Raw genomic sequence first — 24,805 nt, 5'->3', positions numbered from 1 at the left:
CGTTAGATGACATCTAGTATGTCACAAAATTAGCCTAGCAGAGGTTTTCCTCGCGTGGAATATTCTTTGGTACTAGATATAGCCAAACGGAGAAACCACGGTTTTAATCAATTTGCGCTTCATTGCTTATAGAAGCGAGTATCGCTGTAGCGGTTTGAGGACCAATTTTATGCACCTTCATCACTCGTCGAGCATTAGGTGACCTTAGCAAATAATTAAACGCTTGTTTAATATCGGCGATGCGTTTATTTTACGCACTAAGGTACTGATAAGCATTGGCAATTGACGTTCCAGTAGCTTTAGAGTAGGTTGCTGACTTATGAAGTATTTAGAACGGTCGATATAATACTGCAGAAATAAGAGTAATCAGATACGGTGGCGGATTTTCGGTAGGGGAATATATACCATTCGTTATGTTTTTCTGGGGGGCATATTATTATGTAGTACTCAGAAAAGTTAAGTATCCCTATTTGTGGCTTCGATCTAAAAAAACATTGCAGTATGGTTATGCGAGAAACGATTTTTACGGCAAGCATTTATTGCACATAAGGACAAATGATAGTGTTGGGATTTGCAACCCCATGCATAATAAGATGATTATTACTATCATTGGTTTTTATCTAGCCATTATGGGTATTTAAGTATATGTCAGTTCTTTATTAAAATTTCCAAGTGCTTTTTAATAAAGAACTGACACATCAGCAAATTAGTTGGTTTCTTGTCAACAATCTTATTAATTGTTTTGTATTCTTTTTAAAACGTTATCCACTAAACGTTTTCTACTTGATTTTTCGTAATCTACGGGAGAGAAAGGCATTGCTATTCTATTGAATTTAGCTATATATTTATGTAACTCGACTAGCTCATTTTCCGTGAAACGATTTTTATTTCCATTGTCTGTGATATGACTAAGTGCTGCAACTGCAGCTTGCTTTTCGATTATCTTTGCTACAGAAGAAGGTTCTTTAATACAAACACCATACGTTCCTTGTAAGTGGTGCTGATATGAATTGTTGGCCATCTCGAGAAGTAAGTTTTTGTTATCTATAACTTCTGAAAATTCTTGTTTAAAAGATGTATTAACATGAGTTTCTGTAATGTAGTCATTTACGAACTTAGAGAGAAGTTTATTTTTAAGGTCACCAATAATCTTAAAGTTAGGAAATGATGTAATATTTTGGTAATACCATTCTTCAACGAAAATTGAGTAATATTCGTTATCTTCGCACTCAGGAGCTGGATATTCTCCAAATATATGTGAATGGGAAATGCCATTTTTAATTTTATAGGAGCAAGAAGGGATTAAATTTAATTCTATTAATTCTATTAATTCTATTAATTCTATTAATTCTATTAATTCTGTTAATTCTCTATCACTAACATTTAATTTTGTTTTAAGCTCACATCGGCTAATAAAATGAGTATCTAGATAATTCTGTAATGTATTATGTTTCAAATTTAAACCTTATTTTAGTGAGTAAGTTAATGATATTCTGTTTCATATCCTAGCTGCCAATTTTATCTAGTTGAATGACAGTAAATGTAAGATTTTTTATTCTTAAATCCCTTAATTCTTTTTTTGTCGCACCATATCGTGATATAGAAGGCTTGTTTTTTTATTCCATGGTTCAATAGGTCCAAAGTACACATCGGAGCCTGAAGTCGAAGACGCATGAAAGTGACCAGTAATTTTGGTTTTAATTGGTCGAAGAACGCTGCTAACTTGGAAATCTATAGTCGACTTGTTGTATTTTTCATTTAAGTAGTTCCAATCCCAATATCTCCCGAGTGAAACACTATTGGGGTGAGAATATTGATACTCAAGATTTGTTTCAGGTATTGACCCTCGACCGACTGTAAATTTCTTAACCAAATATTCAACCCTTCTAGGGTGATCTTTTAAGGCATTATCTGAGCGTTTCATTATCCCTTTTATGGTGACATCGTAAGAGACATTAGCATCAAAACTATAATCGTAATCTACATCAGTAGTGTAAATATTCATAGTTACAGGTACCTTCGAATGCGGGGGCACAGTAACAATTGCTGTATTTGTTATTGATTGTGATTTGCTACCACTACTAGTTGTAGCAAAAGATTGATCTTCCCCAATTTCAATTAACATTTCATTTTCGCCAACGAGGGGAAAATCAACTTTGCTCTTTGACGTTACTTTTTGCGAAAAATCATAGGTGTCTGTTTTATTCCAATTTGTAGATTGAGTATATGAGAATATAACACGATACTGATGCGTCTCGTCTGTCAAATTAAATGCATTATCATGCTTTGTAGCTACTAGTTCTTTACCTGAGGTGGTGTTGTTGGACGTTTTTAATGAGCTTGGCTGAATTATGTAATTAAAGTTATCAAAATCTAGCTTAGTTTTGTTGCACGAAGGACACAAAATATCATCATTGGAATGCCCTACAACTCGATAGTGATGAGCATTGACCCTGCTTATATCCATGTTTTCACCGACTAAATATGGACTGACTATATTAGGTCGGTAGCCGCCGATGTACGCAAACCCAAGCATATCTGACCAAATTGCCCAATTTTTGTAAAATTCTTCTTTATTAACAAGCTTCCATTCAAGTGAGTCTTCGTCGTTTTCTTCTAGTAAGAGGGGGAGTAAATCTTGAGGGGGCGTTGGTTGTGAGTTTTTTATTGGTGTACACCAAGAATAAACTCTTTGAGGCGATTTTTGGATTTTCATGCCATAACCACCTCCTTTAATAACGTAGCCATTTGCGAGATTTGATATTTGCCATTTCCCCATCTTCTGACGTATAGAAGACAACATTCTTCTTGCCTCATATAAAGTGACTTTCCTATAGCCAGGCTCACAGGCGTTTTTTTGTATATATATATTAGTTGGTGTTACATCGGCTAAAGACAAGTGGGAATAAAAGACGGACAACACAATGGCTATTAATATCATTGATTTATCTTTCATCTTAGTTTCCTTTTTTAACCTCGATGTTATTAAGGTACTTTAGATATTAAGTACGTCCATCAACAAAAATAATGCACTTAAACTACCAACCTTCGATTTTTTTAATAAATTTTAATGACTTATAGTATAGTTTTTTTGACTTGTTAAATAATCATTTCGTAAATGTTATATTTCATATTTGTTTGTAAGGTGAAGGTCTGGCTATAGGTTCTTGAAATAATCACTGTCACACAGCCTGTGGTTCAATAGATGTAGTGAGAGGGGTACTCATTTGGGTTTTAGTGTGTGGAGGCAGAGTATTGTTATGCTATTATTGATTGAATTTCTTTTGTTTGGCGTATTACAAAAGGATATGGGTGGTATCAGAGAAAGGGGAAATATGGTGCGTAAAATTTTGATATTGCTGTTTATTTTATTAGCGTTAGTGTTACTAGCTGGTATATATCGTTTTAATTTTACCAATGGTGATATTTATTTGATTAAGGAGCATGGTCATGTTATCCCCTTGGAAGAAGATGTCGAATAACGCTAAGTAAAGTATATTAAATGGCATGGGGAGGGAGACTATGAGCACAAATTTGTTTCTATTACATTAGTTCGAAAGTTTGTGCCTACTGCATTTAGTCGCCGCCAACTATTGCAAGTCGTTAAACTGGTCCTCAACTTGTACATACACCGAGGCGAGAGCGCGATCAGAACGAAACTGATTCCCCCGGTCCATGCTAAACCATAGATATCTGAGTCTGTAAAGGCAACTGGTTGTTTCTTGTAGTACCATCGACTGTAAACAAACAATCGGTGAATTCTAAACAAAGATAAGAGTTGCTATTGGTGAGGTATCAATGTTGCTTTGTGCAAGGCGCCGGGAGTAATATGTAAAATTCCACTAAAGCTTAATCTAAATCCCAAGAAAAGCTAAAACCAATGTCCCCATCATCACTTGATTGCATTTTGGTTGTGATATCTGAACTTGGAAAGTGAGTGATATAGCATTTTGTACTTTGACTTTCGTTGGGTATAGAAGGTGGGGCTGTTGTTCCGCTATTACATTCGTCCCCGGAAAAAAAAGTCCCAGTTTCAGCGTTGTTACTTGGAGGGGAGGATAGCTCTCCCCAAGACTTGACTTGTTGCGAATTAAGTTCATCCGAAAGTAGAGGTTGTGCCAAACAAGATGTAATAAATAGTGACAGTGTTACAGGTATATAAATGAACTTTGTCATTGTTAAGCTTCCTAATCTTTTGGCTTTATGATTCTAAGGTTTCATTAATTTTTTCAACACAGATAAAGTTTATATATCAAGGGATTCTGAGGTGTATAACTAATGTTTTTATCATTGGGTTTTATCCAAATATAGATATAAATTTTACAATCATGACAACATAATTAATTATACATCGTGTATTTGGTTAAAGGTGGGGCTTGATCTGTAATAAAAGCTTGTTTATCGATAGCTGGAGTTTGTAGCTGCTCCTTTATCCACTGATTAAATGAACTAAATTCTGAATGAGCTTGCCAGAAAAGAGACGCAACAATTTTTTTACCAAAAAAATCAGGATGATCTGTAATTACCTTTAATTTACAACTTTCTTTATGCTCTTCGATGATAAATTCAGGTAAAAAAGCAATTCCTTTTTTAGCTTTGCAGAGTTCAATGATAGTTGATAAGTCGTCAAGCTTCCACGAACTGTACGAAGCGATATCCGCTGTTCCCATTAGCTCTTCAAAACCATCTATTAATAATATGCGCTGGGATGAAAATTTCGTTTGAAAAGAGAGCAAGTCTTCATGCCCTACCCACCAACAATTAACATGGTATAGCTCTTTGATGTTAAAATCGTTATATGTTTTATGATATGGGTTGCCTATTGCTAGGTCTATTTTTCCATCTTTAATATATTCCCCTAGAACGTAACTTGGCTTAGTGACAAGCATTAGATCGACATTAGGGAAGATCTCTGAAAATGTTAATAGTGTCCTCCTTACATTTTCATTAAACACTAAAGGGTCTATCCCAACCCGGTAAATTATTTGCTCAGAAATATTCATTTGCTCGGCAGTCGTAACTAAGCATCGATATCTCGATACAATAGGTAAGGATAGCTTGTAAAGACGCTCCCCTTTATCATTTAACCTAACCTTAGGGTACCTATTAAATACACTGAAGCCTAAATCTAGCTCAAGATTTTGCACAGCTATACTAACCGTTGATTGGGATTTACCAAGTTTCCTAGCTGCAGAACTAAATGAGCCTTCTTCAGCAACCGTTATGAATGAAATGATATTATCGAAGTGTAACGTCATAATCAATTAACCTAAGAGATATAACAACTGTATTAGTAAATCACCTTATCTATTTAACCTGTATGTTTCAACATGTTTATAAATTTATTTTAACACCTATTGTAGGGTATGGTTGAATTAATCAGTAAACCAAAAGTGAATAATAAAGTTTTATTAATGTTGTATGTTGGTAATATTTGGAAACAAAAAATAATGTGATACACATCACGCTTTTGCTTTGTGGGATTGGTGTTGGTCTTGGTGTGCGCTCTTCTTTATGTGCTTGTTATTGTTTGTTTTTTTTTGATTTGGTGCGTATTTTTTACCATGATTTAGAGTGTGGATATGCATCTTATTAATGGTGCCTATTTTGGGTTGTCTTGGGGGATTTGATATATTTATCCCAACTTTTCGGCAAGCATTAACATTGAATTATTAAGTTTATTATTTACAGCCTATAAGTGGTTCTAAAAGATGAGCATTCTTTGTTGACTAACTGCGTTGGATACAGCTTTTTGCTGTAGTAACCATCATTACTGTATTTATCTGCAGTGGTGAGGGTTGCTGATGGTTCTCTGTTAGAGAGCGTTTTGTTCACACATGGTAGTTCTCGCTACGGTAAGTAACTAACATTCTGTTGAAAGCTCAATACAACAGTAATAATTTTAAGTAAGTAAGTAAGTAAGTAAGATAAGCAGGAAAAAATAATGATTACTAAATTATACGTTAAAACAAGCATGTTTTTGTCTCAATTCAAAAATGATGAGCGTGGTGTAACTGCGATTGAATATGGTCTGATTGCTGTGGCAATGGCTGTGTTAGTGACTACAGCAGTAAGCCCTACTGGTTTTATTGGCAAATTAGAATCAGCTTTTGCCCAAGTAGCAACCGCTATTGATACTGCTGGAAAGTAATATCAAATTCTATTGGCTAGTGTAGGTTATATCTTAGTGCCAGACTGATGTATTCATTGGTCTGGCTTATTTTTTTACATTATGAATTTTTATCTAACCAAATATAGGTGGTATTGCTAATTTTAAGTCATGGATTATATTTAGCGGCTTTGACGACGTTGACTATATACGTGTCGGCTACCGATTTTCTCTATCGAAAGATACAAGATTATGCCTTGTACATATTACTTATTTTACAGTGCTTCTTGTTTCCTTTAGGTATTCAAGTCGAGAGTTTTTTCTGACGTTAGGTATAGGAATTATTCTTTATAAGCTGATGTGGATTGGGGCCGGTGATATTAAATACGTTGCTGTTTTGTCACTTGCCATCCCTGTTAATAGCTTATTATCGGCGTATGCGCTTAGCGCTTTTACTGGTGGTATTTTAGCAATCTCTTATTTAATTGGTGATGTGTTAACAAAAGGAAAGAATGGCGATCAAGAAGGTATTCCATATGGGTTCGCTATTAGCATCGGCTTTTATTTAGTTATTGTAACTCAATTTCTCATCAAACATAAAACTCGACATATGAGCACACTATGAGAACTCGACTGGTATTCTTTGTTGCCGTTGCTGCTTTAATCATTGGCTTGTTAGGCGTTATCGATTTGCTCAAGCCTGACCCAAAGCCGATTGAAACCGATACTGTGGTTGCTGAAAAAAGTGAAGGGTATGTTGGAGTGTGGTTCACCACTGAAGCCTTTGAAAAGGGAGAGGCAATAAATGCCCAAGGTGTCGTAAAACAGCAGTTGCCCCTTAGTGAAGCAATAAAACTGGGGGTTCGACAGGAGGTTCAGATTAGTTTTTCACCTTCCACTCTCTTAAATCGAAGCCTTAGTACTGGCGACGTTGTATTGCCAGAATATCAAGTGAGCCCTAATAAGCCTGGATACATTGATCTTTTGGTAGCAGAAGGCATGACGTTATATCCACTAAAAGTCAGTGATAAAAATCTGATCAATGATTACATTCGACCGGGTTCACTTATCGATGTGCTTACGGTGAGTTCCCCTCGCACAAACTGCCAATATTGATGAGCCGATACGTTTTAGAGGTGTGAAGGCGTCAATACTTCTTAAAAATATCAAAGTGCTCAGTATAGAAAATGAGGCGGCAGGAGATGGCAGTTCGCTTACTGCTCAAGATCCTACTAATGATGACGGCTGGACTACGGTGATCATCGAAGTTCGTCCGGATGAGTTACCAACACTCGCACTTGCACAACGGATAATGTACACCGAAATCTATCCAAGCCAAATTCATACGCAACCTGAGTTCGCGGAAGTGCGTAATATTATTGATAACTATACTGGGATTGTTGAGTTACGTGGTAACAAAAGCGCCCCAAGAGAGATTTTGTGATGATGATTCTCCATAGAATCAAACGGCCAGTGTTTGGTTTTATTTTAGTAATGTTGGTTAGCTTACTGTGTTCAACAAATACTTTTGCTGCTGATCGTTTTATCACACTCAATAATGGTCAGAACATTCAATTTAAAAACCCGATCGGTCAAGTGTTCATTAGTAACCCTGACATCGTTGATTATAAAGTTATCAACGATAAAAACTTAGTGGTGTTTTCTAATAGCATTGGTCAATCTCGACTGATCGTCTATGGAGTTAATGACGAGGTACTGCTTTCAGATCGAGTAGTTGTTGATTTAGATTTATCCGATATCAGGAGACAAATTAAATTTTATTTTCCAGATGCCAAGGTCAAAATTCAGTCTTTGGGAGAGCAAGTTACTGTCAGTGGTTTTGTGGATTCTGAGGATATTCGTGACGACATATATCGCCTAGTTGCGACTTTGTTAGGGCGAGAAAAAACGAGAAAGTGGGACAAAACACAAAAGCTAGAGTTTAAATCTGACAACTCAGATTATGAAGAGTCTGAGAGCATGGTGTTTGCACGTAACATGACGTGGGAGGGGGTTGTCGAAAGGATTGAAGTCGTGACGGCTCAGCAGGTGAACGTAAAAATATCGGTGGCTCAAGTCACAGAATTATTTGGACAAACCGTTGGTGTCGATTGGAGTACAGTCGGTTCAAGTGTAGGGGAGTTTGTTTTTGACCAATTCGAAGCGGCTAATTTAAGTGCATTAATTACAGCGTTGGGTAACGATCAAATGGCTGAGGTTCTGGCCGAGCCAAATTTGACCGTGTTGTCCGGTGAGTCTGCAAGTTTTCTGGTTGGCGGTGAAGTACCCGTTATCGTATCAACCAATAGCAATGTAAACATTTCGTTTAAAGAGTTTGGTATCAGGCTCGACCTCACTGCCAAAGTACTTGGCCAAGACAAAATCCGAATGCAATTAGCGCCAGAAGTGAGTGAAGTTGAAGGCTATGTAGAAGCGGCAGGTATTAAAGTCCCACAATTAGCGTCTCGACGCACCATGACGACTGTAGAACTGGCAGATGGTGATAGTTTTGTTCTCGGTGGTTTGATGAGCAGTACTGACTTAGAAAAAATGCAAAAAATTCCATTTGTTGGCGATATACCGGTACTCGGTGCTGCATTTAGAAAAGCAGCCACAGAGAGAAAGCGTACAGAATTGATCATTGTGGCTACCGTGAGCCTAGTTGAGCCCATGAAACCGAAAGATATTCAACTGCCATATATTAAGAAGAGCTCTACATTGGCTCGTTGGTTAAACATAGATTGGGATAGCGAGGCTGTGACATCTTCTGATGCGACGATTCGCCTGTTGTCGCAAGGAGGGTTTATCCAATGACGAAGTTGGTATTGCTGGGATTGTTTACCACTTCACTTTTGGGTTGTGCATCTCAAGAACATTTTGTTGGTTATGGTGCTGAAGCATTGGTGCACACAGAGCAACATAGCTTTGAATTTGTGATAACAAAACGTGTTGAATCGAGTAAACAGCTTAACGCATGGATTCAAGATATAGAGTCGATGGACAGAGAAGCGGTTTATGTGGTGGATTACAGGTCAACCGCGAGCAAACAGATGTTGCAAAATATTTTTGAACAATATCCGTCGCATGTCATAGCCCCCCTAAGGGTTTCATATCGAAGTGCTCAGTTGTTGCCAAGCGACTTAAAGATTCAGGCGACCTTAACGCGTTTGACGACTCAGCCATGCACACCAGCAAATATTCACCTTGGGTTGCTGCAGCTAGATTGTTTTGCTGAATCAATGCGTTTGAAGCAAGTGGCCTACAAATCTAGATTGCTAGGAGGACAATAATGTTTGACCTGACTAAAGCATTAACAATACAGACCAAGCCAGGTCAGAGCTCAACTACTGATATTGCTGGGTGTTTTTTGTTTTATCAATCCCAGGAATGTTTAAACCTAGTTAAAGAAGTGTTTCGTTTTGAAGGCTGGGATGATCCCGTTTGTGTTAAAGCTAAGGCCGGTGTGACTAAACTGACAGAGCAACAAAGTAGTCATATTGTAATTCTAGAGCTTAATGAGTCGAGCAATGTCGTGGATGACGCTAAATCTTTTGCTAGCAAGCTACCCACACATAAAGGGGTAGTTGTGATTGGTAAAGAGGACACGATCACTACGCTTCGTTCTCTTAAAGATATGGGCTTTTACTACGTTTTCTGGCCAGTGAATAAACAGGAACTCGCTGATTTTATAAATCACGTGGGTAAGAATCTTAAGACTTTCTCTGGCGTAAGCCAGAAACGTAAAGCAAAACGAGTGGCAATTGTTGGCGCAAAAGGTGGCGTAGGTGTGTCGCTTATCACGGCTGAATTGGGCTCAACATTATCGACACAGGGGTCGGATACGATTCTCGTTGATCATCAATATTCTGATACTGACATAGATGTCCTACTTGGATTGAAAGACTTTAAGCTACGAATCATTGACGAGTTTAGTGCTCCATTGCATGAAATGGATGAAGAAGGAGCGTTAAGTTATTTAATTAACGCTCGTAAGAATCTTCGTTTGTTGGCCATCGATGGTGATATGAGCCCAAACGATGTGCTCAATTATAATCAAACTTTGTGTGAGCTATTGGCACGAAATACCAATTTCATTATTGAGGATTTTTCTGGTTCGGTAGGCTTTAAAGTTGAACCAGAGCGCTTGGTAGAAAATTTTGATGTGGTCGTGTTGGTTTTGGACGTGTCGGTGCTTTCGATAAGAAGTGCCAAGCGACTGCTTGAAAAGATCGCTAGCCTACAGCTCTCGCTATCATCGCACATTCGAGTTATTACGGTCGTAAACTATCATCGCCCGCCCAATGCCCATGCGTTGAAAAAGCCTGACCTTACGAAGTATTTAGAAATGAATGTTGATCTGGAAGTCGGCTATTGCAAGTCGTTGGCACATATCATTATTGATGGAAAGCGAGGCCATAAGCATTATCGTGATATTCGTCGTTCTATGGAACAGTTAGTGAAGCTGATTAGTGGGCAGCTTATTGAGCAGAGAACCATGAACTCATGGCTGAAAAAGGTGCGTGTTAAATGAGTAATAACAAGTACTTATACATAGTATCTCACCGTCAAATATTTGAAACGTTAGTAGACGCCGAAGCGGTTCAGCAAATAAGTCTTAAAGACTTAGTGTTACAGATACAAACGATGATAGCGCCTCTCGCGAACGACCAGAGTCCTGTCACTTTTTCTGATGCGTTGAATATTACACGAGTTGGGCAACTAAAGGGGGGAGCTTGGTTGAGTAGTGCTTTGGCCAACTCAAGAACACTAGACAAACCCAAGCTAGCGGTCACTTCGAAAGAGCAATCCTCAGCCGAGATTGTGGGCGTTATTTCTCTGATTTTTATGGCTATTTTCAACTATTTTAGTTCGCATAATGTGTGCGTGGGGGCTCTCTACACAAGAGGTGGGATCATATTATTTTATGTGTTTGGCAATGAGCTTTTGGGTTTATTCATTGTTTTGTTATTAGTTAAAGGTGTACGCGCATGATGTTATTGGCTTTTCTTATTGTGTTGTTTTTTTCGTTGCTCTTTTTGATTGTCAAATCCATTCGTAAAGGACAACAAAATAAGACGGTTTCACTCTATATCAGAGATTACCCTTCTGTTCGTGCCCCATCTTTTATTAATCGTTTTATCGCTCATTTTGGGAAAGACTATTCGCACGAACTGGAGAAGAACAATGATTGAGGCGGGTATTTTCTCACAGGTTTACACCACGGTAGGTTTAAATGTTTTTCTTGAAGTGCGACGCAAGATGCTGTTCAGAAAAACGTTGGTACATCTCCCTGAATTTGACCATGACCGTTGTTACCAAATTAAATGGACATCCAATTTGGTAAGAGAAATATGTTTTGGAAAAGGCACTGTCTTTTTTGAAGAAATACAGAGTATTTCCGCTCAACTGATTCTTCAGGGAGTTAACGATGAAGCGTCTTTATAACCAAAAAGGAGCGACGGCAGTAGAGTTTGTGCTAGGTATACTTGTTTTGTTATTCGCCACTTTTGCGATTTTTGAATCAAGTTATCAAATTTATGTCGTGGATATGATCGAGCATTCGCTTAGAGAAACTATCAGGCATACCAAAATCTATGAAGGCAGAGGCATTAATGAACAGTACGAAAAAAAATTACGTGCGCTGATTGAGGATGACGACAATCTGTGGAGTTTTTTAATCGATAGTTTCCGTTTCTCTATCGAAGGTAAGTATTTTAAAACCTATGACGATTTTATTGCTAACAGAGGGAGTCCTGATCAAGGACTGAATTTTAATTACGATTTAGCTGAAATTAATGTGGCTTATCGTTACTCACCACTGATTGGACTAACCGGTACCGTTGATAGAGATATTTCACGCACCATGGTCTTGAACTTAGAGCATGAGGGATGGAAAAACTATGTTCGATAAGCAACGTGTATTTTCTAAGAGATACCAGCAGGGCTCATATACCATTGAGTTAGTTTTCGTTTTTGTGGCCTTGTGGGGAGTCTATCTATTTGCAGCGGATTTGAGTCATCAACTACTCGGACGAGCTGATCTTGATCGAGTTAGCTTCGCTTTAGTGAATGTCATCAAAGAGCGTACTCGTTATTTTGAAGGCGATGTATTGGCTGGAAAGAACCTATCTGTAACCAATATCGAATTGCAAGACATGACTAAAGTTGCAAGTAGGATGCTTAACACACCAGTGGACAACGTGGCACTCAAGATAGAGTCATTGACCAATAAAACTCATGTGACTGAATTCGCAACAACTAACTATAAAAGATTAAATTGCCAAACAGATTCGATTATCACCCATGCGGATTTGGCACCGATAGAGAAGGGGGTTGTGTACCCGTTATACCGAGTCAGCCTTTGTGAAGAGCAAAGCTCCTGGTTTGAACCCTTCCTTAATGGTGGTTCCGATAAGACGGTTAAGATTGGCTCTTCATCAGTAATGCCTGGGAGATAATGAAATGAAAATACAACGATTTCAGCATATGAATATTCAACGACAGCGAGGGGTTGCAGCGATATGGATGGGTTTATTACTCATTCCAATTATGGGTATGACCTTTTGGGCGGTGGAAGGTACTCGTTACGTGCAAGAAACTAGCCGGTTAAGAGATTCAGCTGAGGCCGCGGCAATAGCGGTGACTATTGAAGATCAGCCGGCTAAGGCTGATGAGCTGGCAACCAAATATGTTGAATACTATGTGAGAGACATTAAATCTATCGATCTTTCGGCGCATAGGTATTATCAAGAACAAGACAAGAAAGAGAGCACATCTGAGTATATCCAATATACTGTAGATGCAAGGACAACACATGATTCTTGGTTCGCGAGTAGCTTCATTCCATCGTTTGAAGAACAACAACATTTAAAGGGCCGCTCGTTAGCCAGAAAGTATGCTAATAATATTGGTGAGAATAATATAGACATTGTTTTTGTGTCCGATTTTTCCACTTCAATGAAAGACCGATGGGGCTCAAGTCAACGGAAAAAAATTGATGATTTGAAAACCGCAATTAAACAAATATCAAATACCATTCTTTGTACGTCGGTAAGCCAGGAGTATGTTGATGGAGAATGGACGGATGTTTGTAATGAGTCTAAAGGGGTTACTACGGGAAATAAGTTGCTCAACCGTGTTGGTTTTGTTCCGTATAACGTTAGAACTAGAGAAATTGTTTCGCAAAATGAAGCACATGCGACAAGTCAATTAAGTTACAAAGACCGATACCACACCAATAAATCACCGTATTCCTACAATGACGTAGTTTGGGATGATTGGCGTACAAATCAAGAGCAAGATGTATTTAACTGTGCTGCAAATCCCTATTATTGTAAACCTGTTGTGAATTGGCCATCGTCTCGATCCCGTAATTGTTACTACTATTCATATACTTGCCCACAAGAAGCATTAGATAACCAAAACTACGCTAAACGTATCGAAGATGTGATTAGACCGACTTATCACTTAGTTGCAGATGCATATAACTATGTTGATTTACATGCTTCGGTATCAACGATGTTTACAGATAAATCGGCATTGAAGTCCAACTATTATAGTACTTCTGGTGTAAGGCTATTTAACGCGTTTGGTGATGAAGATCCTAGACAATTTCACAATATTAACCTAACCAACAAACTGGCAGACCTTGATGGAATCTCATCAATGTGGCCTCAGGGCGGCACGGCAGCATTTCAAGGTATTTTGAGAGGTTCGCAGATTTTGAACGATGGTAACCCACATAGCTTAGATCAAACAGAGCAGCAAGCATACGACAAGAAAATTAAGATGTTGTTGATTTTGAGTGATGGGCAGGAGGGACCTGACAACAACATCCTTAAAGGGTTAGTGAATTATGGTATGTGTGATGAAGCTAGAGAAAAAATTCCTGGATTATATATAGCGGTTGTAGGCATAGACTTTCGCGCATCTCAACAAAGTGGTTTTCAGGACTGCGTTTTAAACCCAAGTGAAGATATTATAGATGTTTCTAATCTAAGTGAATTGATAGAAAAAATAGAAGAACTGATTCGCAAAGGATCAAAAACAAGCGGAATAACTAAATTGTACTAGAGGGGGTAAGCCCAAATAATAAATAATTTGCAATATATTTATCAAAGATTGTATGTGTTTTTGATTATATTATTCTAAATATGGAGAGAGTACTTATGCGTAAGTTAATAATGTTATTTTTTGTATTGCCTATGTTTTCTTTATCTGCCTATGCTTCAACTAATGAACACAGCATTGGCGCCAATATTGGTTACGGTGGTTTGGATTACAATGGACAGAATAAATTTTCTGGAGACATGCTTATTGGAGATCTTTATTACCGATACATGCCAAAGCATAATTTTGGTCTAGAAATTGGTTATAAAAGTGCGATTGATGGGATCGGTTCAACACTCGTGAATGCAATATCGGAAGTTTCGGAAGATAGTTTTTCAGGCCCTCGCTTGAGTGGTTATACAAGTTATGCGTTAGGATCAGGATTCGAGCTTTACGGAAAAGCAGGAGTCACATATTACACTTACAAGTATACTTACAAAGAAAATGGTCAGAGCAATGATATTGATCAATCAAGTATCGGTGGAGAAGTGTCTGCAGGTATTGGTTGGAACTATAAACATTTTGGTATAAGCGCAGAGTATTTGTATTCGAAGAATGAGGATTTTGATTTAGGCGGCATTATGTTTGGCACTCGACTGCGCTTCTAAATTATCGTATCGACTGTGTCTATGGAAGGTTTGAGAAAATTAAGAACGAGTAGAGATCAACATAACATGACCAATTCGTTGAAGTGTGGAACCATGGACATCTGGCAGGGGCTGCAGTGGGTAAGTATATGAGGAATGTAGTGATGCATCCTCATACGCTATACCACTACAGGATGAGAGCGTTGATAAGTGCAAAATAGGAGTGCGGTATTTACAAACAGGATTAGCCAAATTCATGTTAGCATTGCGGGACTTCATAGAGTTTTATTCAAAACTAACTCATCACATCAAAATATTTTCATAGATACGAGTTCTCCTGATTGTTGTTGATAGAGTCTATCTGAGTACCTTATTCACTGTTAGAATTTATTTGTATACCGCCATTGATGAGTGCTCTGCTACCAGATCCTGGTTTGGCTCACAGAAAGTATTGGCAAATACAATTGAATTCATCAAAGGCTTAATAGAATAAGTGTTAATTCTGCACCTACAAACTTAGTTTTCTTCACTTGGGAGGGGCGAAGACACCCATAGCTCGTTAAAGGTACTTTCACAAAATCACCTTCTTTATTATTAAGTTTAAATTGTCATTAGTTGCATATGGATTTGTTCGGATTTGGCTTCTTTAAAGGTTGATTACTGTTTATTGCCGGAATCTCACAGGTCTTAAGCAACAGAACTTAGGATTTTGACAATGATGTCATGAGCTATGTTGGTTTCGTTATAGATAAAATCGATACGTTCTATTTTTACTTTCTCGTGTTTATTGGCATAGTTATCCTGATAGTTGAGTCAATAGTTGGTAAGTATGCTGCCCATTCATCTGGTAATTTAAAAATAATAAGAGGATTTATTGGCCAGTTATGGGCTAGTAGTCTCAAGGTTGTCTAGATTTATCAGTGTTTAGGATAGATTTTCCCTATTTGGTTTTTAGTTTTAATGTACGCCTGCATTGGACGAAATCTAATACGTTATAAGCAAGAAGCAGTTACATCAGGTGATATTTGATTGAAATACGTTATTAGTCTGAATGCTAAATACAGAATTAACTTTTGTTAGAATAGATAAGCTTGGTAAATTAACAGAATGAAGGGGGGCGTAAAAATTAACATTATGAGTTTTATTTTACATGAGTTAAGGAAAAGTAAATGAAAATTGTATTTGTTTATTTATTTGTTCTTTGTATACCTATTCGGGTGCTAGCAACAGAGAGAAGTAATATGGAGCAAAAAGTTTCAGAACTTCTTGGGTTTGAAGACTCAGTTGAACATTGTTTTGATGAATATAAAAGACAGCTTATCAAGCTATACCCACAACTTACAAATGAATATATTGATTTTAATTATGGGGCCGCTTTTGAGTATGGGAAGAAAAGATACATGGAATCATACATGAAAAGTTTATCCGTTTATAGTGACAAGGAAATTAAAACTATTATCGATGATCACTATTTGATGAATAATTGGCTGATGAACGAAAAAAGATTAGAATCAAACAAAATATTGATTAATGAATTATCTCTTGCTTATGAAGATGTTAACGCAATGTTTATTGAGAAAATTGACCCTCTAGAAAAACATAATGGAAGTAACTCAGAATAGTTAATTACCCTTATATTTAATATGAATCTAGAATGTTATTCTTAGTTTTTATAATGACATACAAGTTTACGGTATTGCCTTTATATTAACCGGGGGGTAGGGTTAGTTTATTAATCTAAGAATAGACTTGTGTTATAGAGGCACTTTTTACAGGCTCTCTGTTTTGTATCAAAGCAAGAGTTGCAACAATATACCTAACCTCCTTTTTAAACTAAGGTTCTGTTAACGGGGCGCAACGCAAAAAAACATTGCCTACCTTAACCACATAAACAACGTATGGCAAAAATGCTAAAGGTTAGCCGTCACTCTACTCTTGAGCCATTTGTTATGTTTCGGCTTTCCAAAAGTACATTTTACTAGAGTATTTGCCACTAGATGTAGAGTAGTGCATCTTATCCAATGCAATACAAGTTCGCTGAGATAGGATACTTGACGCTTTGAGTAAGCAGCCTTGAAAGTGGTGCTTGTAGGGAAACCTATCATGAACGCTCAACCCGACGAGTAGAGGGTTCATAGCCCCCCCAGATTGATATTAGCTTTGGATGTTGATTGCTAATCATCATCAGACGCTCCTGCACTTCTCCACCAAGTAGATCTTGCTCTTCATAGTTATATGTTGCGTTATGGATAACATCCCTTACCGTAAGGCGATCATTGATAGGTATATCTAACTGTCTGTCTAGCTCACCCAAATAGAAATCAAAGTCCTTCTTGTTGGCCTGTATATATGTTTGGTCATAGTGATGCTCATCGTTCGAGCGTTGTGATTTGACTTGATACATCAATACCGAGAAAGCAAGAAACGCAATAATCGGTGAATAGATTCCACCAAAAGCACTTCCCATTTCTGCCCAACTAGAATGCTCGCCCCAAACCCCAATGCCAAACTGGGATATATAGATAAGGATTGGTGCGATCAAAATAACGATTAGAGCCAAATTAGCGAGTATTTTCATTTGCCCATTTATCCCCGTTACTCCTTGAAACATAACGCCCTGCTAAGTGACTAACAACGTAACCCACGATACTAAACTAACCACTGTAAACACTTTATCAAACTGGAACTAAAGTCGCCGAGCGTTGATAGTCAGTCTTGAGCAATTTGTTATGGTTTGATTTTGGAGAACCCATTATTAACTATCTCTTTAACAACGTCCAAGTCATCCGTAAACCAGTAATTACGCTCCATATCCTGTCCATCTGGCTTCCCTAGCTTAACCTGTAAATTAAGTAATGAAATCACTTCTCCAGTTGGATACAGACGATATTTGTCACTATACGCTTGAAACCATAAACTACCCGCTCGTGGGTTAAGTTGAGAATGCGAAATCCTAAATCGTCCCCCTTTGTTTTCTTGAACACTCAGAGCTGGAAGCTGAGAAACGATTTCTTCAATATCATGTGACTTCATATCTACCTTCGTAAAAAATATAACGCCGCATTTATGGTGAGCAGCGCGGGGCTTTACTTGAGCGAAGCGAATCACTCTTACATGCTTGTTTGGTAAATTTCTATGCCACTTCGGTAAGCAAGCAGATTTTATGGGCTTTGTGGGAGCCTTCGATTTCCCAGAAAATATGCTCTATACCGGTAACTTTTAAAGTTTGGCATACTTCGGCTAGATTCGAGCTCGATCCAGCAATGGTATCACCAACATTTATTGCCATAAATGGAGACTCTGACTGATAGCTAGCGGCAACGAATCGATCATCATTAGGTTCATATACTTCGATGTAATACGCGGTTTTCATATATACATTTCCTTTCATTAAATATTGTGTACTAGCATAACTCTCGCAACTGATTGTATTTGTGACATATTTATTTTATGACTAATAGCGTAACGCCGTATTAAGTGGTGGCAACGTAGACCACTAAACTTGTATTCACCACACTCCTATGCGTAACTTCTTATAATACCTAAGCATAATGGTAGATATGTAAATATATGTATAGATATGTATGGATGTGTATGACGGTGGTACTCATCACAGAAATGCTCAACATAGGTGCGTAGCTTTCACATGTGGTTCTAAATTAGTGACTTTATTATAAGTAGAGCAGCGTAGCTTGTAGATAAGCAAACAAGGTAATGACCAACCAACCAACCAAATTAAAGGAGACTTTATGTTTGGTGTTATAAATAAAAAATCATTAAGAGTTATATCTCACAATGTATTGCAAAATTTAGTCTTGTGCCAAGTACACCGCGGTGCAGGACGTGGAAGAGGTATATTAGAAATTCGAAAAGAAGCAGGATCAAACTCTACCCACACAATTAATATGCTAGCTTTACTAGTAGAAAACAATTCAATAGTAAATTTTGACTATTTCGGAGCTCCTTACTTTTCGAGCAATCAATATACCCATTTACTTAGATTCTACCGCAGGACTAAACTTAGTATTTTCCTATGTAAGAATGTCCCCATCTAACATTAGATTTAAATAACTAGCGAATATATTTCACCTGTAAACGTGTAAGGGACGAACATGAATGAATCTATGAAAAATAATTTAGTTAGAGCTAGCGCAGAAAAGACTATGTCATACCTTTTAGGCTGTCATGTAAGAGGTGGTAAGACTAAAAATAGAGGTAGAAGTTTTGAAGAAGTACATGTGTATTCAGGTCAAGACATCATAGATATAGCTAGAATATTAACCACCCTAATGGACCACTGTTTAATAGAAGAATTCGACCACTCTGGTGAGCTTCACTATAGAGCAATCAACGTACCCGTTTATGTAAATAGACGTTCAGATCTAAACGGGATTATTTCCTATACCAAATCAGCTATTTCGAACGTCACATTTGATTGATGTTCAAAGGGGAATCATACCGTGGCGATAGCGTGAAGGGGGGATCGCATTACCTGTCCTTACCAGAGGGTGGAAGTTTATTGTAAGCGGATAGTGCACCTTAAAAATTTCATCGCCAACCAAACTTAAGGAATTTACATGAAGAAAGTTACTAATGGAGATTCAATGATAGTTATGGCTAAAAACACTATGTCATACCTAATGTACTGTCATGTAAAGGGGCTGAAATATCAAGAGAGAGGCCGCTCGTCAAAAGAAATATTCTCTTATACGAATAAAAACACATCGCAAACTTCAATGATGTTGAGCGGGCTAATCAAACATCGATTAGTTGAAGAATTTGATTGGCTAGGGCAAACACACTACCGGGCTATCAATGTGCCCAAACACCTAAATGAAAATGCTAGTTTGAACGATATCCTTTCCTATTCAGAGTCAGCAATTTCAAGTATTACATTTGATTGATGTTTAAAGGTAGATCACCAATGAAAAAAATCCTATCCACTCTCGTGCTTACGTTTTTGTTATTAGGGTGTACTGTCTATAACCTAAGGACTGACGGCCAGAACGAACACCAAGACGAGCCGGACGGATCGGATAGTTTGATTTACTCTCACACAATCGACGCCAAACCTACCTCTTTACCAAATCTAAAAAGCTAATAATGAAAATTACCATATTTGTAAGTTTACTATTTATTATGTTGCTTTCTGGGTGTGCAACCAACCCGTCTATAAACAGTCTGACAGCCGACCAAAGGCAAGATGTACTTAGAGTGAAAGTCTACGAGGAACAGAAATATCTATAACAATCATAGCATTGTCTCAAAAGAAGATGCGATGGAAGGTTTAAAAGTTAAGGCGGGGTTAATGAAAGTTGCCGCGGTAATTAATACTTGATGCCAAAATCGATCGGATACTGATTGGGCTAATAATTGTTGGGCTTCCGTAGCTTGTATCGGAGATGCAGCTAAATGGAAAACCTAAAAAATTTTCATAGTATTCATTAGTTCATTTCCTATCACCACTGTGGCTAGTGTTTTTAATGAAGCTAAGTTTTGTGGGAAGTCTACATATTCGAAAGTAGTAATAAGGCTTGTTGTTTATATAGGTTAATTTTCATTTGGCAGTTATTTTTTATTCTGAATCCATTTTTACCAGGGCCTTAAACCTTATTGGTCGAAGAAGCTAGCTTTGTTCATAATCAACGAAGCTAACTTATTACCATATTATTTTTGATAGTGGGCTAGAGTGTACCGCCAACTTTTTATCAACAATTTCCTCTTACACACGTCGGAATGTAGCCTTGTGCTGAGATGATTTTTTGCCCTTCAGTAGAATTAATCCATTGAAGGAAAGCTTTTGCAGCAGGTTTTAATTTACCAGGTTGATTCATTACGATAAATGGACGAGACAAAGGGTAACTATTGTTGATCACATTCTCTACACTTGCCGAGTGTCCATCTACCTTGATCGCTTTTACTGTATAATTAACAGAACCAAGAGAGACAAAGCCGATAGCTTCTTTATTATTGGCTACAATCGTTTTTTCAATACCATTACTATTGGCTACTTGCGCATGTTGGCTAATACTTGACACTTTACTTCCATTGATTTTAGTTGTCAGTTCCATTAGTTCTTCGAATGCCCCGCGTGTTCCCGACCCATTTCCGCGTGTAACAACCACGACAGGTTGATTATCACCACCCACACTCGACCACTGTGTAATATTCCCCTTAAAAAGAGCTGTAATCTGTTTTTTGTTTAGAGAGTCAATTGGGTTGTCTGGGTTTACCACTACAGCTATACCATCACGAGCTATCACATTCTCTGTTAGGCCTGCTTGTTTTTCAGTAGCTGATAAGTTGCGGGATGCCATACCTAAGTCTGACACTCCATTAATAGCAGATTTAATTCCGGCACTTGAGCCTATACCGTTTATATCAATATAAACATCTGGATGAATTTGGTGATAAGTTTCAGCTAGCACATCCATGACTTCAGTAACGGATGTGGATCCGGAAATTGAAATATGCTCATTGGCAAACACCGTTGTTGGTAGAATCATACAACAAGCAATTGATAGTTTGGTTAATTGTTTTTTCATTACGTTATATCTTTTCCTATATTGAATTGTGAGTGTGTCAATAAGTGGTGTTAAACACATGTGATAACGTTAATTGTGGAATGTTTCAAAAATGCTTCAGTTATGTACATCATATGAAATATAAGTTTTCATAAAAAAGAGTGTTGATGACTTGTTGTAAAAGTCATTTAATTTAATGTTTGAGGTTGTAACTCTTTTTGATAGTGGTACAGACACCGCTTAAGAAACTGATAAGCGTTGTCTTGATTACGTTTATGGAGGAAATAAAAGTTCACAGTTTCGTCCTGCTTGAAAAATAAGGAATTCCTATAATTTCTTATCTGGATAATAGCGCCTTAATTCACGTCAGAACGAGTGCGTGACAGACTTAATCCTTGATTTACAATCTAAACGAAAGCGTTTATTAACCACTTTCAGGCTGTTTTCGCAATTTTAGATGCACTCATCCAACGAAGGCCGTAATTGACTTGATTTGGGATTGATCAACTCAGACAGCGGCTATCAAACAAAAAACATTAAACGCTGCCCATAAAAATGTAGTCAAATGGATTAACCCTTACAACATTTCAACGGTGTGTGATTTGACGGTGTAACCCTGCGCTTAAGGTGAGCTTTTAGGGACATGACTTAAAGAATCGTAGGCCTTAGCAAGTATCTCACTATGACGGCGGTTAGGTAGAAAATCAAAGTATCGGATCATTCTTAAATATTTGTCAGGAGTGTGCTCAATCATGCGTTTTTGAAGTAATGGAGAGAGTCACATTCAATTCTGAGTAATTAGAGTCGAGAAGTTGAGTAGTGGGCTTATTTGGATACATGAGTCATAGGATAAACGATTTATGCAAAGTATCTTAGTTAACGTGAAAGGGAAATAGTATTCTCTGTATGAACCGGCAACGTTGTCACCTTAGCTGTCTACGGCCAAAAACAAAGAGACTTAACCTATTAAGGGGCGTCATTTATCTTACCGCTGATGATGATTTTTTCGACCTTGCTCCGATTTTTTTGCAATAAGTCCATTTAAGTATCGTTCTTTTTTTGTGACCCATACTTTATTTTTTGATGTTCGTTCAGGTCAATTTACTTAGTGTATAAGACTTTGTAGAGCCATTAAATTAATTGTTTTTTGAGTAGGTATCACTTGTGGATATTTTATTTTGAATAATGATATTGGTTTTTTAGATGGGTTTTATTGTTTTCTGGTATTGCTAGTTCAACCGTATGCTTATAGATTTGTGAGAGTTACTTTTATGTTGGTAGCTCAATGGTAGAAATTTTAATTAACTCCAATAGGTTTAAATTTTTGAATAATAATAGGCGAGTAATTCATTAGTGTGGTTCCATGTTGTTAAAATTTCATACATACTAAATTGTTTTTTGGAATTCTTTTGAAAGTTAGGTTTGAACTTTAAAGGATAACGGCTAAATTAGGATGTTTATTGTATATGCTATTTAGGTTCAATGTAATATCTATATTAATTCTCATTATTTTTTCTCCATTGAAAAGCTATGCTTCATTATTTTCATACGACAGCCTTGGTAGGTTAAAAGGGATGTCGAATTATTATGAAGAAACATATTATCTCACCGATAGTAATGCTAATGTTAGAGTAATCAAAAGAACTGAAGACTTTCACTCTCCCCTCAAAGGCCTACAAGCCAGCTCATTTTTGTTTCAGTTTGAAAAGAGTCAGGATTACTCAGACTTTTCAGTAAATTGGTTTCTGAAGGGGAATCCAGAAGATGTTTTTTATGATATTTATATTGGTGTAACGGAAGTTCAAAAACTGTTTAAGTCATCGTTAAATAGACCGCACTTCCAGAGTGACTTATCCAAATTTAACAATCCTATTTATTTTCAGGTCATAGCTTACGATGTGGCTGGTAATAAAATTTCGAGCGCTATTCAAAAAATACGGCCTTTTGACTCAGACCGCGACGGAATAGCCGATCATATTGAAGATAAAATTTGTACTTCAAAAGTAAATAAAGATACAGATGGCGATGGGTTAAGTGATTACCAAGAATACATTGCAGTTCAGCAAAACTACGCTACCAATCCATGTGCTTTTGATAGTGATCATGATGGAATGAATGATCGCTTGGAGTATGAATTAGGCAGCAATCCTCTGGTAGCTGATGCTAATGAAGATGCAAATGGCAATGGAATAACAAATTGGCAAGAGTATATATTTGCTCAGGCTAGAGATGATGCTGAAGCCGGAACTTTAGTCTCAAGCGGCGAAAACGTATTAGATTTGCGTGGCAATCAGGAAACTATGCAACTTGGTTACACTCCTCAAGCAAACCAAAGTATGACATTGATGAGTTGGGTTAAGTTCAGCCAGATTAATGGACTAGACCAACGTATGGGGACGTATGGAGGTAGCAACAATAATCTGTTCATAGGTATCGATAAAGAGGGAGGTATATATGCCGGAGGTGGAAGTGAGACTATTTCAAAAGATAACGTCCCATTCTCCAGCGAAGAATGGACTCATTTAGCTTTAGTGAGAACTGAAAATGGAGCTATTGACGATTATGCTGTTTATGTCAACGGCCAGCTTTTTGACACTTTTTCTGGAGTCTTTAAAGTACGAAATTCTTACAGTGCTTACAACTTATTAATTGGAGCTCTGAACAGCTACAACGGTGTACAAGATCATATGGATGCTGTCTTTGATGATGTGCAACTGTGGTCCCGGGCACTAACCAAAACCGAAGTTCAGAGCTACATGTTGACACCGCCTTTACCCGGTGAGCAAGGCTTGCTTGGGTTCTATAACTTCAGTCGAGTACGTGGTCAATGGGTAGAAAATGTAGCAACAGGTGAGTTTGATGCTTTCCTGACTGACGCGTCAACTTTGAAGGTTGACGGTGTGCTGCCAGACAGTGATGGCGATGGCCTCACCGATCGTCAAGAAATGGCACTATGCACTGACATGCATACAGCGGACAGTGATGGCGACGGATTATCTGATGGCATAGAAATGGGGGCAACGACAGGCAAAGTCATTGCTGATCCGTGCTCAACAGACAGTGATCATGATGGGATGGGCGATTATTGGGAATATGACACAGGCAGCGACCCGTTAGTGGCGGATGCAAATAAAGTCATGGAATCGGGCGGCATAACTTATTGGGAAGCATATGTACTTGCCCAATCAAAAGTAGATACCGAAGCAGGGGTTGCCATAACAACTGGTGACAGGGAGCTAGATTTACGAGCCACTAAAGCCATTATGCAGCTTGGTTATACGCCACAAATGACAGAGTCGATGACGCTGATGACTTGGATAAAGTTCAGTCAGGTAAAAGGTGTTGTACAACGTATGGGAATAGATGGCGGAAGCTTCAAAAAGCTATTTTTAGGTATTGATCAAGACGGTGACATGTACGCCGGCGGTGGAAGTAACGCCATTTCCAAAGAAGACATTACATTTGCTGCTAACGAT

The 24,805-nt window shown here is 37.8% G+C and carries 24 protein-coding genes and 3 pseudogenes; 17 read left to right on the top strand and 10 right to left on the bottom strand.

Annotation, left to right across the window (positions count from 1 at the left end):
* Nucleotides 1-32 precede the first annotated feature (32 nt).
* The 3 genes and pseudogenes from HRQ85_RS26315 to HRQ85_RS25565 all read right to left on the bottom strand — a co-directional run.
* Nucleotides 33-289: pseudogene (locus tag HRQ85_RS26315) on the bottom strand (IS110 family transposase); the annotation flags it as partial.
* 444 nt (nucleotides 290-733) lie between these two features.
* Entirely contained in the window at nucleotides 734-1,456 is a 723-nt protein-coding gene (locus HRQ85_RS25570; RefSeq protein ID WP_172380913.1) for a DUF6058 family natural product biosynthesis protein, read from the bottom strand.
* A gap of 111 nt (nucleotides 1,457-1,567) precedes the next feature.
* Entirely contained in the window at nucleotides 1,568-2,956 is a 1,389-nt protein-coding gene (locus HRQ85_RS25565; RefSeq protein WP_172380912.1) for an aerolysin family beta-barrel pore-forming toxin, read from the bottom strand.
* Between the two features lie 304 nt (nucleotides 2,957-3,260).
* Here HRQ85_RS25565 and HRQ85_RS25560 point away from each other — a divergent pair, with 304 nt between their 5' ends.
* Nucleotides 3,261-3,482: a hypothetical protein gene (locus HRQ85_RS25560; protein WP_172380911.1), complete on the top strand. Its 222-nt coding sequence runs from the start codon at nucleotides 3,261-3,263 to the stop codon at nucleotides 3,480-3,482.
* 367 nt (nucleotides 3,483-3,849) lie between these two features.
* Here the strand turns inward: HRQ85_RS25560 and HRQ85_RS25555 are convergent, their stop codons facing one another.
* Nucleotides 3,850-4,176 carry a hypothetical protein gene (locus HRQ85_RS25555; RefSeq protein WP_172380910.1) on the bottom strand — a complete coding sequence of 109 codons (327 nt, stop codon included), beginning with the start codon at nucleotides 4,174-4,176 and terminating at the stop codon, nucleotides 3,850-3,852.
* A 164-nt stretch (nucleotides 4,177-4,340) separates the two neighbouring features.
* Nucleotides 4,341-5,258, bottom strand: coding sequence for a LysR family transcriptional regulator (locus tag HRQ85_RS25550; RefSeq protein ID WP_172380909.1), 918 nt, complete (start codon nucleotides 5,256-5,258; stop codon nucleotides 4,341-4,343).
* 686 nt (nucleotides 5,259-5,944) lie between these two features.
* Between HRQ85_RS25550 and HRQ85_RS25545 the strand changes: the two genes are divergently transcribed.
* The 13 genes and pseudogenes from HRQ85_RS25545 (at nucleotide 5,945) to HRQ85_RS25485 (ending at nucleotide 16,427) form a co-directional block, all read left to right on the top strand.
* Nucleotides 5,945-6,151 carry a Flp family type IVb pilin gene (locus HRQ85_RS25545; protein ID WP_172380908.1) on the top strand — a complete coding sequence of 69 codons (207 nt, stop codon included), beginning with the start codon at nucleotides 5,945-5,947 and terminating at the stop codon, nucleotides 6,149-6,151.
* A 103-nt stretch (nucleotides 6,152-6,254) separates the two neighbouring features.
* Nucleotides 6,255-6,734, top strand: coding sequence for an A24 family peptidase (locus HRQ85_RS25540; RefSeq protein WP_367646152.1), 480 nt, complete (start codon nucleotides 6,255-6,257; stop codon nucleotides 6,732-6,734).
* Nucleotides 6,731-7,553 (top strand): annotated as a pseudogene (locus HRQ85_RS25535) (RcpC/CpaB family pilus assembly protein). Before HRQ85_RS25540 ends, HRQ85_RS25535 begins: the two are co-directional and overlap by 4 nt.
* Nucleotides 7,553-8,923, top strand: a complete 1,371-nt coding sequence (locus HRQ85_RS25530; protein WP_172380919.1) for a type II and III secretion system protein family protein — start codon at nucleotides 7,553-7,555, stop codon at nucleotides 8,921-8,923. The pseudogene HRQ85_RS25535 and the gene HRQ85_RS25530 overlap by 1 nt, the downstream one beginning before the upstream one ends.
* Nucleotides 8,920-9,399, top strand: a complete 480-nt coding sequence (locus HRQ85_RS25525) for a hypothetical protein (RefSeq protein WP_172380907.1) — start codon at nucleotides 8,920-8,922, stop codon at nucleotides 9,397-9,399. The genes HRQ85_RS25530 and HRQ85_RS25525 overlap by 4 nt, the downstream gene beginning before the upstream one ends.
* Nucleotides 9,399-10,640, top strand: coding sequence for an AAA family ATPase (locus HRQ85_RS25520; protein ID WP_172380906.1), 1,242 nt, complete (start codon nucleotides 9,399-9,401; stop codon nucleotides 10,638-10,640). Before HRQ85_RS25525 ends, HRQ85_RS25520 begins: the two co-directional genes overlap by 1 nt.
* Nucleotides 10,637-11,101: a hypothetical protein gene (locus tag HRQ85_RS25515; RefSeq protein ID WP_172380905.1), complete on the top strand. Its 465-nt coding sequence runs from the start codon at nucleotides 10,637-10,639 to the stop codon at nucleotides 11,099-11,101. The genes HRQ85_RS25520 and HRQ85_RS25515 overlap by 4 nt, the downstream gene beginning before the upstream one ends.
* Nucleotides 11,102-11,293: 192 nt before the next feature.
* A complete protein-coding gene (locus HRQ85_RS25510; RefSeq protein ID WP_172380904.1) occupies nucleotides 11,294-11,554 on the top strand; it encodes a hypothetical protein in 261 nt (86 codons plus the stop codon).
* Nucleotides 11,538-12,020: a TadE/TadG family type IV pilus assembly protein gene (locus tag HRQ85_RS25505; RefSeq protein WP_172380903.1), complete on the top strand. Its 483-nt coding sequence runs from the start codon at nucleotides 11,538-11,540 to the stop codon at nucleotides 12,018-12,020. The genes HRQ85_RS25510 and HRQ85_RS25505 overlap by 17 nt, the downstream gene beginning before the upstream one ends.
* Complete coding sequence (tadF, locus tag HRQ85_RS25500; protein ID WP_172380902.1) at nucleotides 12,010-12,567, top strand: tight adherence pilus pseudopilin TadF; 558 nt, start codon at nucleotides 12,010-12,012, stop codon at nucleotides 12,565-12,567. Before HRQ85_RS25505 ends, tadF begins: the two co-directional genes overlap by 11 nt.
* Nucleotides 12,568-12,571: 4 nt before the next feature.
* On the top strand, nucleotides 12,572-14,182 hold the full coding sequence (locus HRQ85_RS25495; RefSeq protein WP_172380901.1) for a TadE/TadG family type IV pilus assembly protein: 1,611 nt from the start codon (nucleotides 12,572-12,574) through the stop codon (nucleotides 14,180-14,182).
* A 95-nt stretch (nucleotides 14,183-14,277) separates the two neighbouring features.
* Nucleotides 14,278-14,826, top strand: a complete 549-nt coding sequence (locus HRQ85_RS25490; RefSeq protein WP_172380900.1) for an outer membrane beta-barrel protein — start codon at nucleotides 14,278-14,280, stop codon at nucleotides 14,824-14,826.
* A gap of 1,148 nt (nucleotides 14,827-15,974) precedes the next feature.
* On the top strand, nucleotides 15,975-16,427 hold the full coding sequence (locus HRQ85_RS25485) for a hypothetical protein (protein WP_172380899.1): 453 nt from the start codon (nucleotides 15,975-15,977) through the stop codon (nucleotides 16,425-16,427).
* Between the two features lie 479 nt (nucleotides 16,428-16,906).
* On the opposite strand, the gene HRQ85_RS25480 is transcribed toward HRQ85_RS25485, so the two are convergent.
* From HRQ85_RS25480 to HRQ85_RS25470, 3 genes are all read right to left on the bottom strand, one after another.
* Nucleotides 16,907-17,416: a hypothetical protein gene (locus HRQ85_RS25480; RefSeq protein WP_172380898.1), complete on the bottom strand. Its 510-nt coding sequence runs from the start codon at nucleotides 17,414-17,416 to the stop codon at nucleotides 16,907-16,909.
* A gap of 116 nt (nucleotides 17,417-17,532) precedes the next feature.
* Nucleotides 17,533-17,838 (bottom strand): hypothetical protein, encoded by a 306-nt coding sequence (locus HRQ85_RS25475; RefSeq protein ID WP_172380897.1) that lies wholly within the window; start codon nucleotides 17,836-17,838, stop codon nucleotides 17,533-17,535.
* A 100-nt stretch (nucleotides 17,839-17,938) separates the two neighbouring features.
* Complete coding sequence (locus HRQ85_RS25470; protein WP_172380896.1) at nucleotides 17,939-18,178, bottom strand: hypothetical protein; 240 nt, start codon at nucleotides 18,176-18,178, stop codon at nucleotides 17,939-17,941.
* 739 nt (nucleotides 18,179-18,917) lie between these two features.
* On the opposite strand from HRQ85_RS25470, the gene HRQ85_RS25465 reads away from it, so the two are divergent.
* Both HRQ85_RS25465 and HRQ85_RS25460 read left to right on the top strand, forming a co-directional pair.
* The gene (locus HRQ85_RS25465; RefSeq protein ID WP_172380895.1) at nucleotides 18,918-19,244 is read left to right on the top strand and encodes a hypothetical protein; all 327 of its coding nucleotides are present in this window, start codon (nucleotides 18,918-18,920) and stop codon (nucleotides 19,242-19,244) included.
* Nucleotides 19,245-19,382: 138 nt separating this feature from the next.
* Nucleotides 19,383-19,709, top strand: coding sequence for a hypothetical protein (locus tag HRQ85_RS25460; protein ID WP_172380894.1), 327 nt, complete (start codon nucleotides 19,383-19,385; stop codon nucleotides 19,707-19,709).
* Nucleotides 19,710-20,513: 804 nt separating this feature from the next.
* On the opposite strand, the gene HRQ85_RS25455 is transcribed toward HRQ85_RS25460, so the two are convergent.
* Together HRQ85_RS25455 and HRQ85_RS26310 are read right to left on the bottom strand one after the other, a co-directional pair.
* Nucleotides 20,514-21,350 (bottom strand): phosphate ABC transporter substrate-binding protein, encoded by an 837-nt coding sequence (locus HRQ85_RS25455; RefSeq protein ID WP_172380893.1) that lies wholly within the window; start codon nucleotides 21,348-21,350, stop codon nucleotides 20,514-20,516.
* A 170-nt stretch (nucleotides 21,351-21,520) separates the two neighbouring features.
* Nucleotides 21,521-21,640 (bottom strand): annotated as a pseudogene (locus HRQ85_RS26310) (IS6 family transposase); the annotation flags it as partial.
* 1,155 nt (nucleotides 21,641-22,795) lie between these two features.
* On the opposite strand from HRQ85_RS26310, the gene HRQ85_RS25450 reads away from it, so the two are divergent.
* Nucleotides 22,796-24,805 (top strand): LamG domain-containing protein (locus tag HRQ85_RS25450; protein WP_253918881.1); only part of this gene is annotated, 2,010 nt, incomplete at its 3' end.

Source organism: Vibrio sp. Vb339 (genome assembly GCF_902751245.1).
GTDB classification, from domain to species: Bacteria; Pseudomonadota; Gammaproteobacteria; order Enterobacterales; family Vibrionaceae; genus Vibrio; species Vibrio coralliirubri.
This window is presented reverse-complemented; position numbering and strand designations above follow the sequence as displayed.

What these genes read in the sequence shown, in the direction of transcription:
- HRQ85_RS25565 (WP_172380912.1), bottom strand. Translation starts at nt 2,956, where the DNA reads ATGAAAGATAAATCAATGATATTAATAGCCATTGTGTTGTCCGTCTTT.
- HRQ85_RS25560 (WP_172380911.1), top strand. Translation starts at nt 3,261, where the DNA reads ATGCTATTATTGATTGAATTTCTTTTGTTTGGCGTATTACAAAAGGAT.
- HRQ85_RS25555 (WP_172380910.1), bottom strand. Translation starts at nt 4,176, where the DNA reads ATGACAAAGTTCATTTATATACCTGTAACACTGTCACTATTTATTACA.
- HRQ85_RS25550 (WP_172380909.1), bottom strand. Translation starts at nt 5,258, where the DNA reads ATGACGTTACACTTCGATAATATCATTTCATTCATAACGGTTGCTGAA.
- HRQ85_RS25545 (WP_172380908.1), top strand. Translation starts at nt 5,945, where the DNA reads ATGATTACTAAATTATACGTTAAAACAAGCATGTTTTTGTCTCAATTC.
- HRQ85_RS25530 (WP_172380919.1), top strand. Translation starts at nt 7,553, where the DNA reads ATGATGATTCTCCATAGAATCAAACGGCCAGTGTTTGGTTTTATTTTA.
- HRQ85_RS25525 (WP_172380907.1), top strand. Translation starts at nt 8,920, where the DNA reads ATGACGAAGTTGGTATTGCTGGGATTGTTTACCACTTCACTTTTGGGT.
- HRQ85_RS25520 (WP_172380906.1), top strand. Translation starts at nt 9,399, where the DNA reads ATGTTTGACCTGACTAAAGCATTAACAATACAGACCAAGCCAGGTCAG.
- HRQ85_RS25515 (WP_172380905.1), top strand. Translation starts at nt 10,637, where the DNA reads ATGAGTAATAACAAGTACTTATACATAGTATCTCACCGTCAAATATTT.
- HRQ85_RS25510 (WP_172380904.1), top strand. Translation starts at nt 11,294, where the DNA reads ATGATTGAGGCGGGTATTTTCTCACAGGTTTACACCACGGTAGGTTTA.
- HRQ85_RS25505 (WP_172380903.1), top strand. Translation starts at nt 11,538, where the DNA reads ATGAAGCGTCTTTATAACCAAAAAGGAGCGACGGCAGTAGAGTTTGTG.
- tadF (WP_172380902.1), top strand. Translation starts at nt 12,010, where the DNA reads ATGTTCGATAAGCAACGTGTATTTTCTAAGAGATACCAGCAGGGCTCA.
- HRQ85_RS25495 (WP_172380901.1), top strand. Translation starts at nt 12,572, where the DNA reads ATGAAAATACAACGATTTCAGCATATGAATATTCAACGACAGCGAGGG.
- HRQ85_RS25490 (WP_172380900.1), top strand. Translation starts at nt 14,278, where the DNA reads ATGCGTAAGTTAATAATGTTATTTTTTGTATTGCCTATGTTTTCTTTA.
- HRQ85_RS25485 (WP_172380899.1), top strand. Translation starts at nt 15,975, where the DNA reads ATGAAAATTGTATTTGTTTATTTATTTGTTCTTTGTATACCTATTCGG.
- HRQ85_RS25480 (WP_172380898.1), bottom strand. Translation starts at nt 17,416, where the DNA reads ATGTTTCAAGGAGTAACGGGGATAAATGGGCAAATGAAAATACTCGCT.
- HRQ85_RS25475 (WP_172380897.1), bottom strand. Translation starts at nt 17,838, where the DNA reads ATGAAGTCACATGATATTGAAGAAATCGTTTCTCAGCTTCCAGCTCTG.
- HRQ85_RS25470 (WP_172380896.1), bottom strand. Translation starts at nt 18,178, where the DNA reads ATGAAAACCGCGTATTACATCGAAGTATATGAACCTAATGATGATCGA.
- HRQ85_RS25465 (WP_172380895.1), top strand. Translation starts at nt 18,918, where the DNA reads ATGAATGAATCTATGAAAAATAATTTAGTTAGAGCTAGCGCAGAAAAG.
- HRQ85_RS25460 (WP_172380894.1), top strand. Translation starts at nt 19,383, where the DNA reads ATGAAGAAAGTTACTAATGGAGATTCAATGATAGTTATGGCTAAAAAC.
- HRQ85_RS25455 (WP_172380893.1), bottom strand. Translation starts at nt 21,350, where the DNA reads ATGAAAAAACAATTAACCAAACTATCAATTGCTTGTTGTATGATTCTA.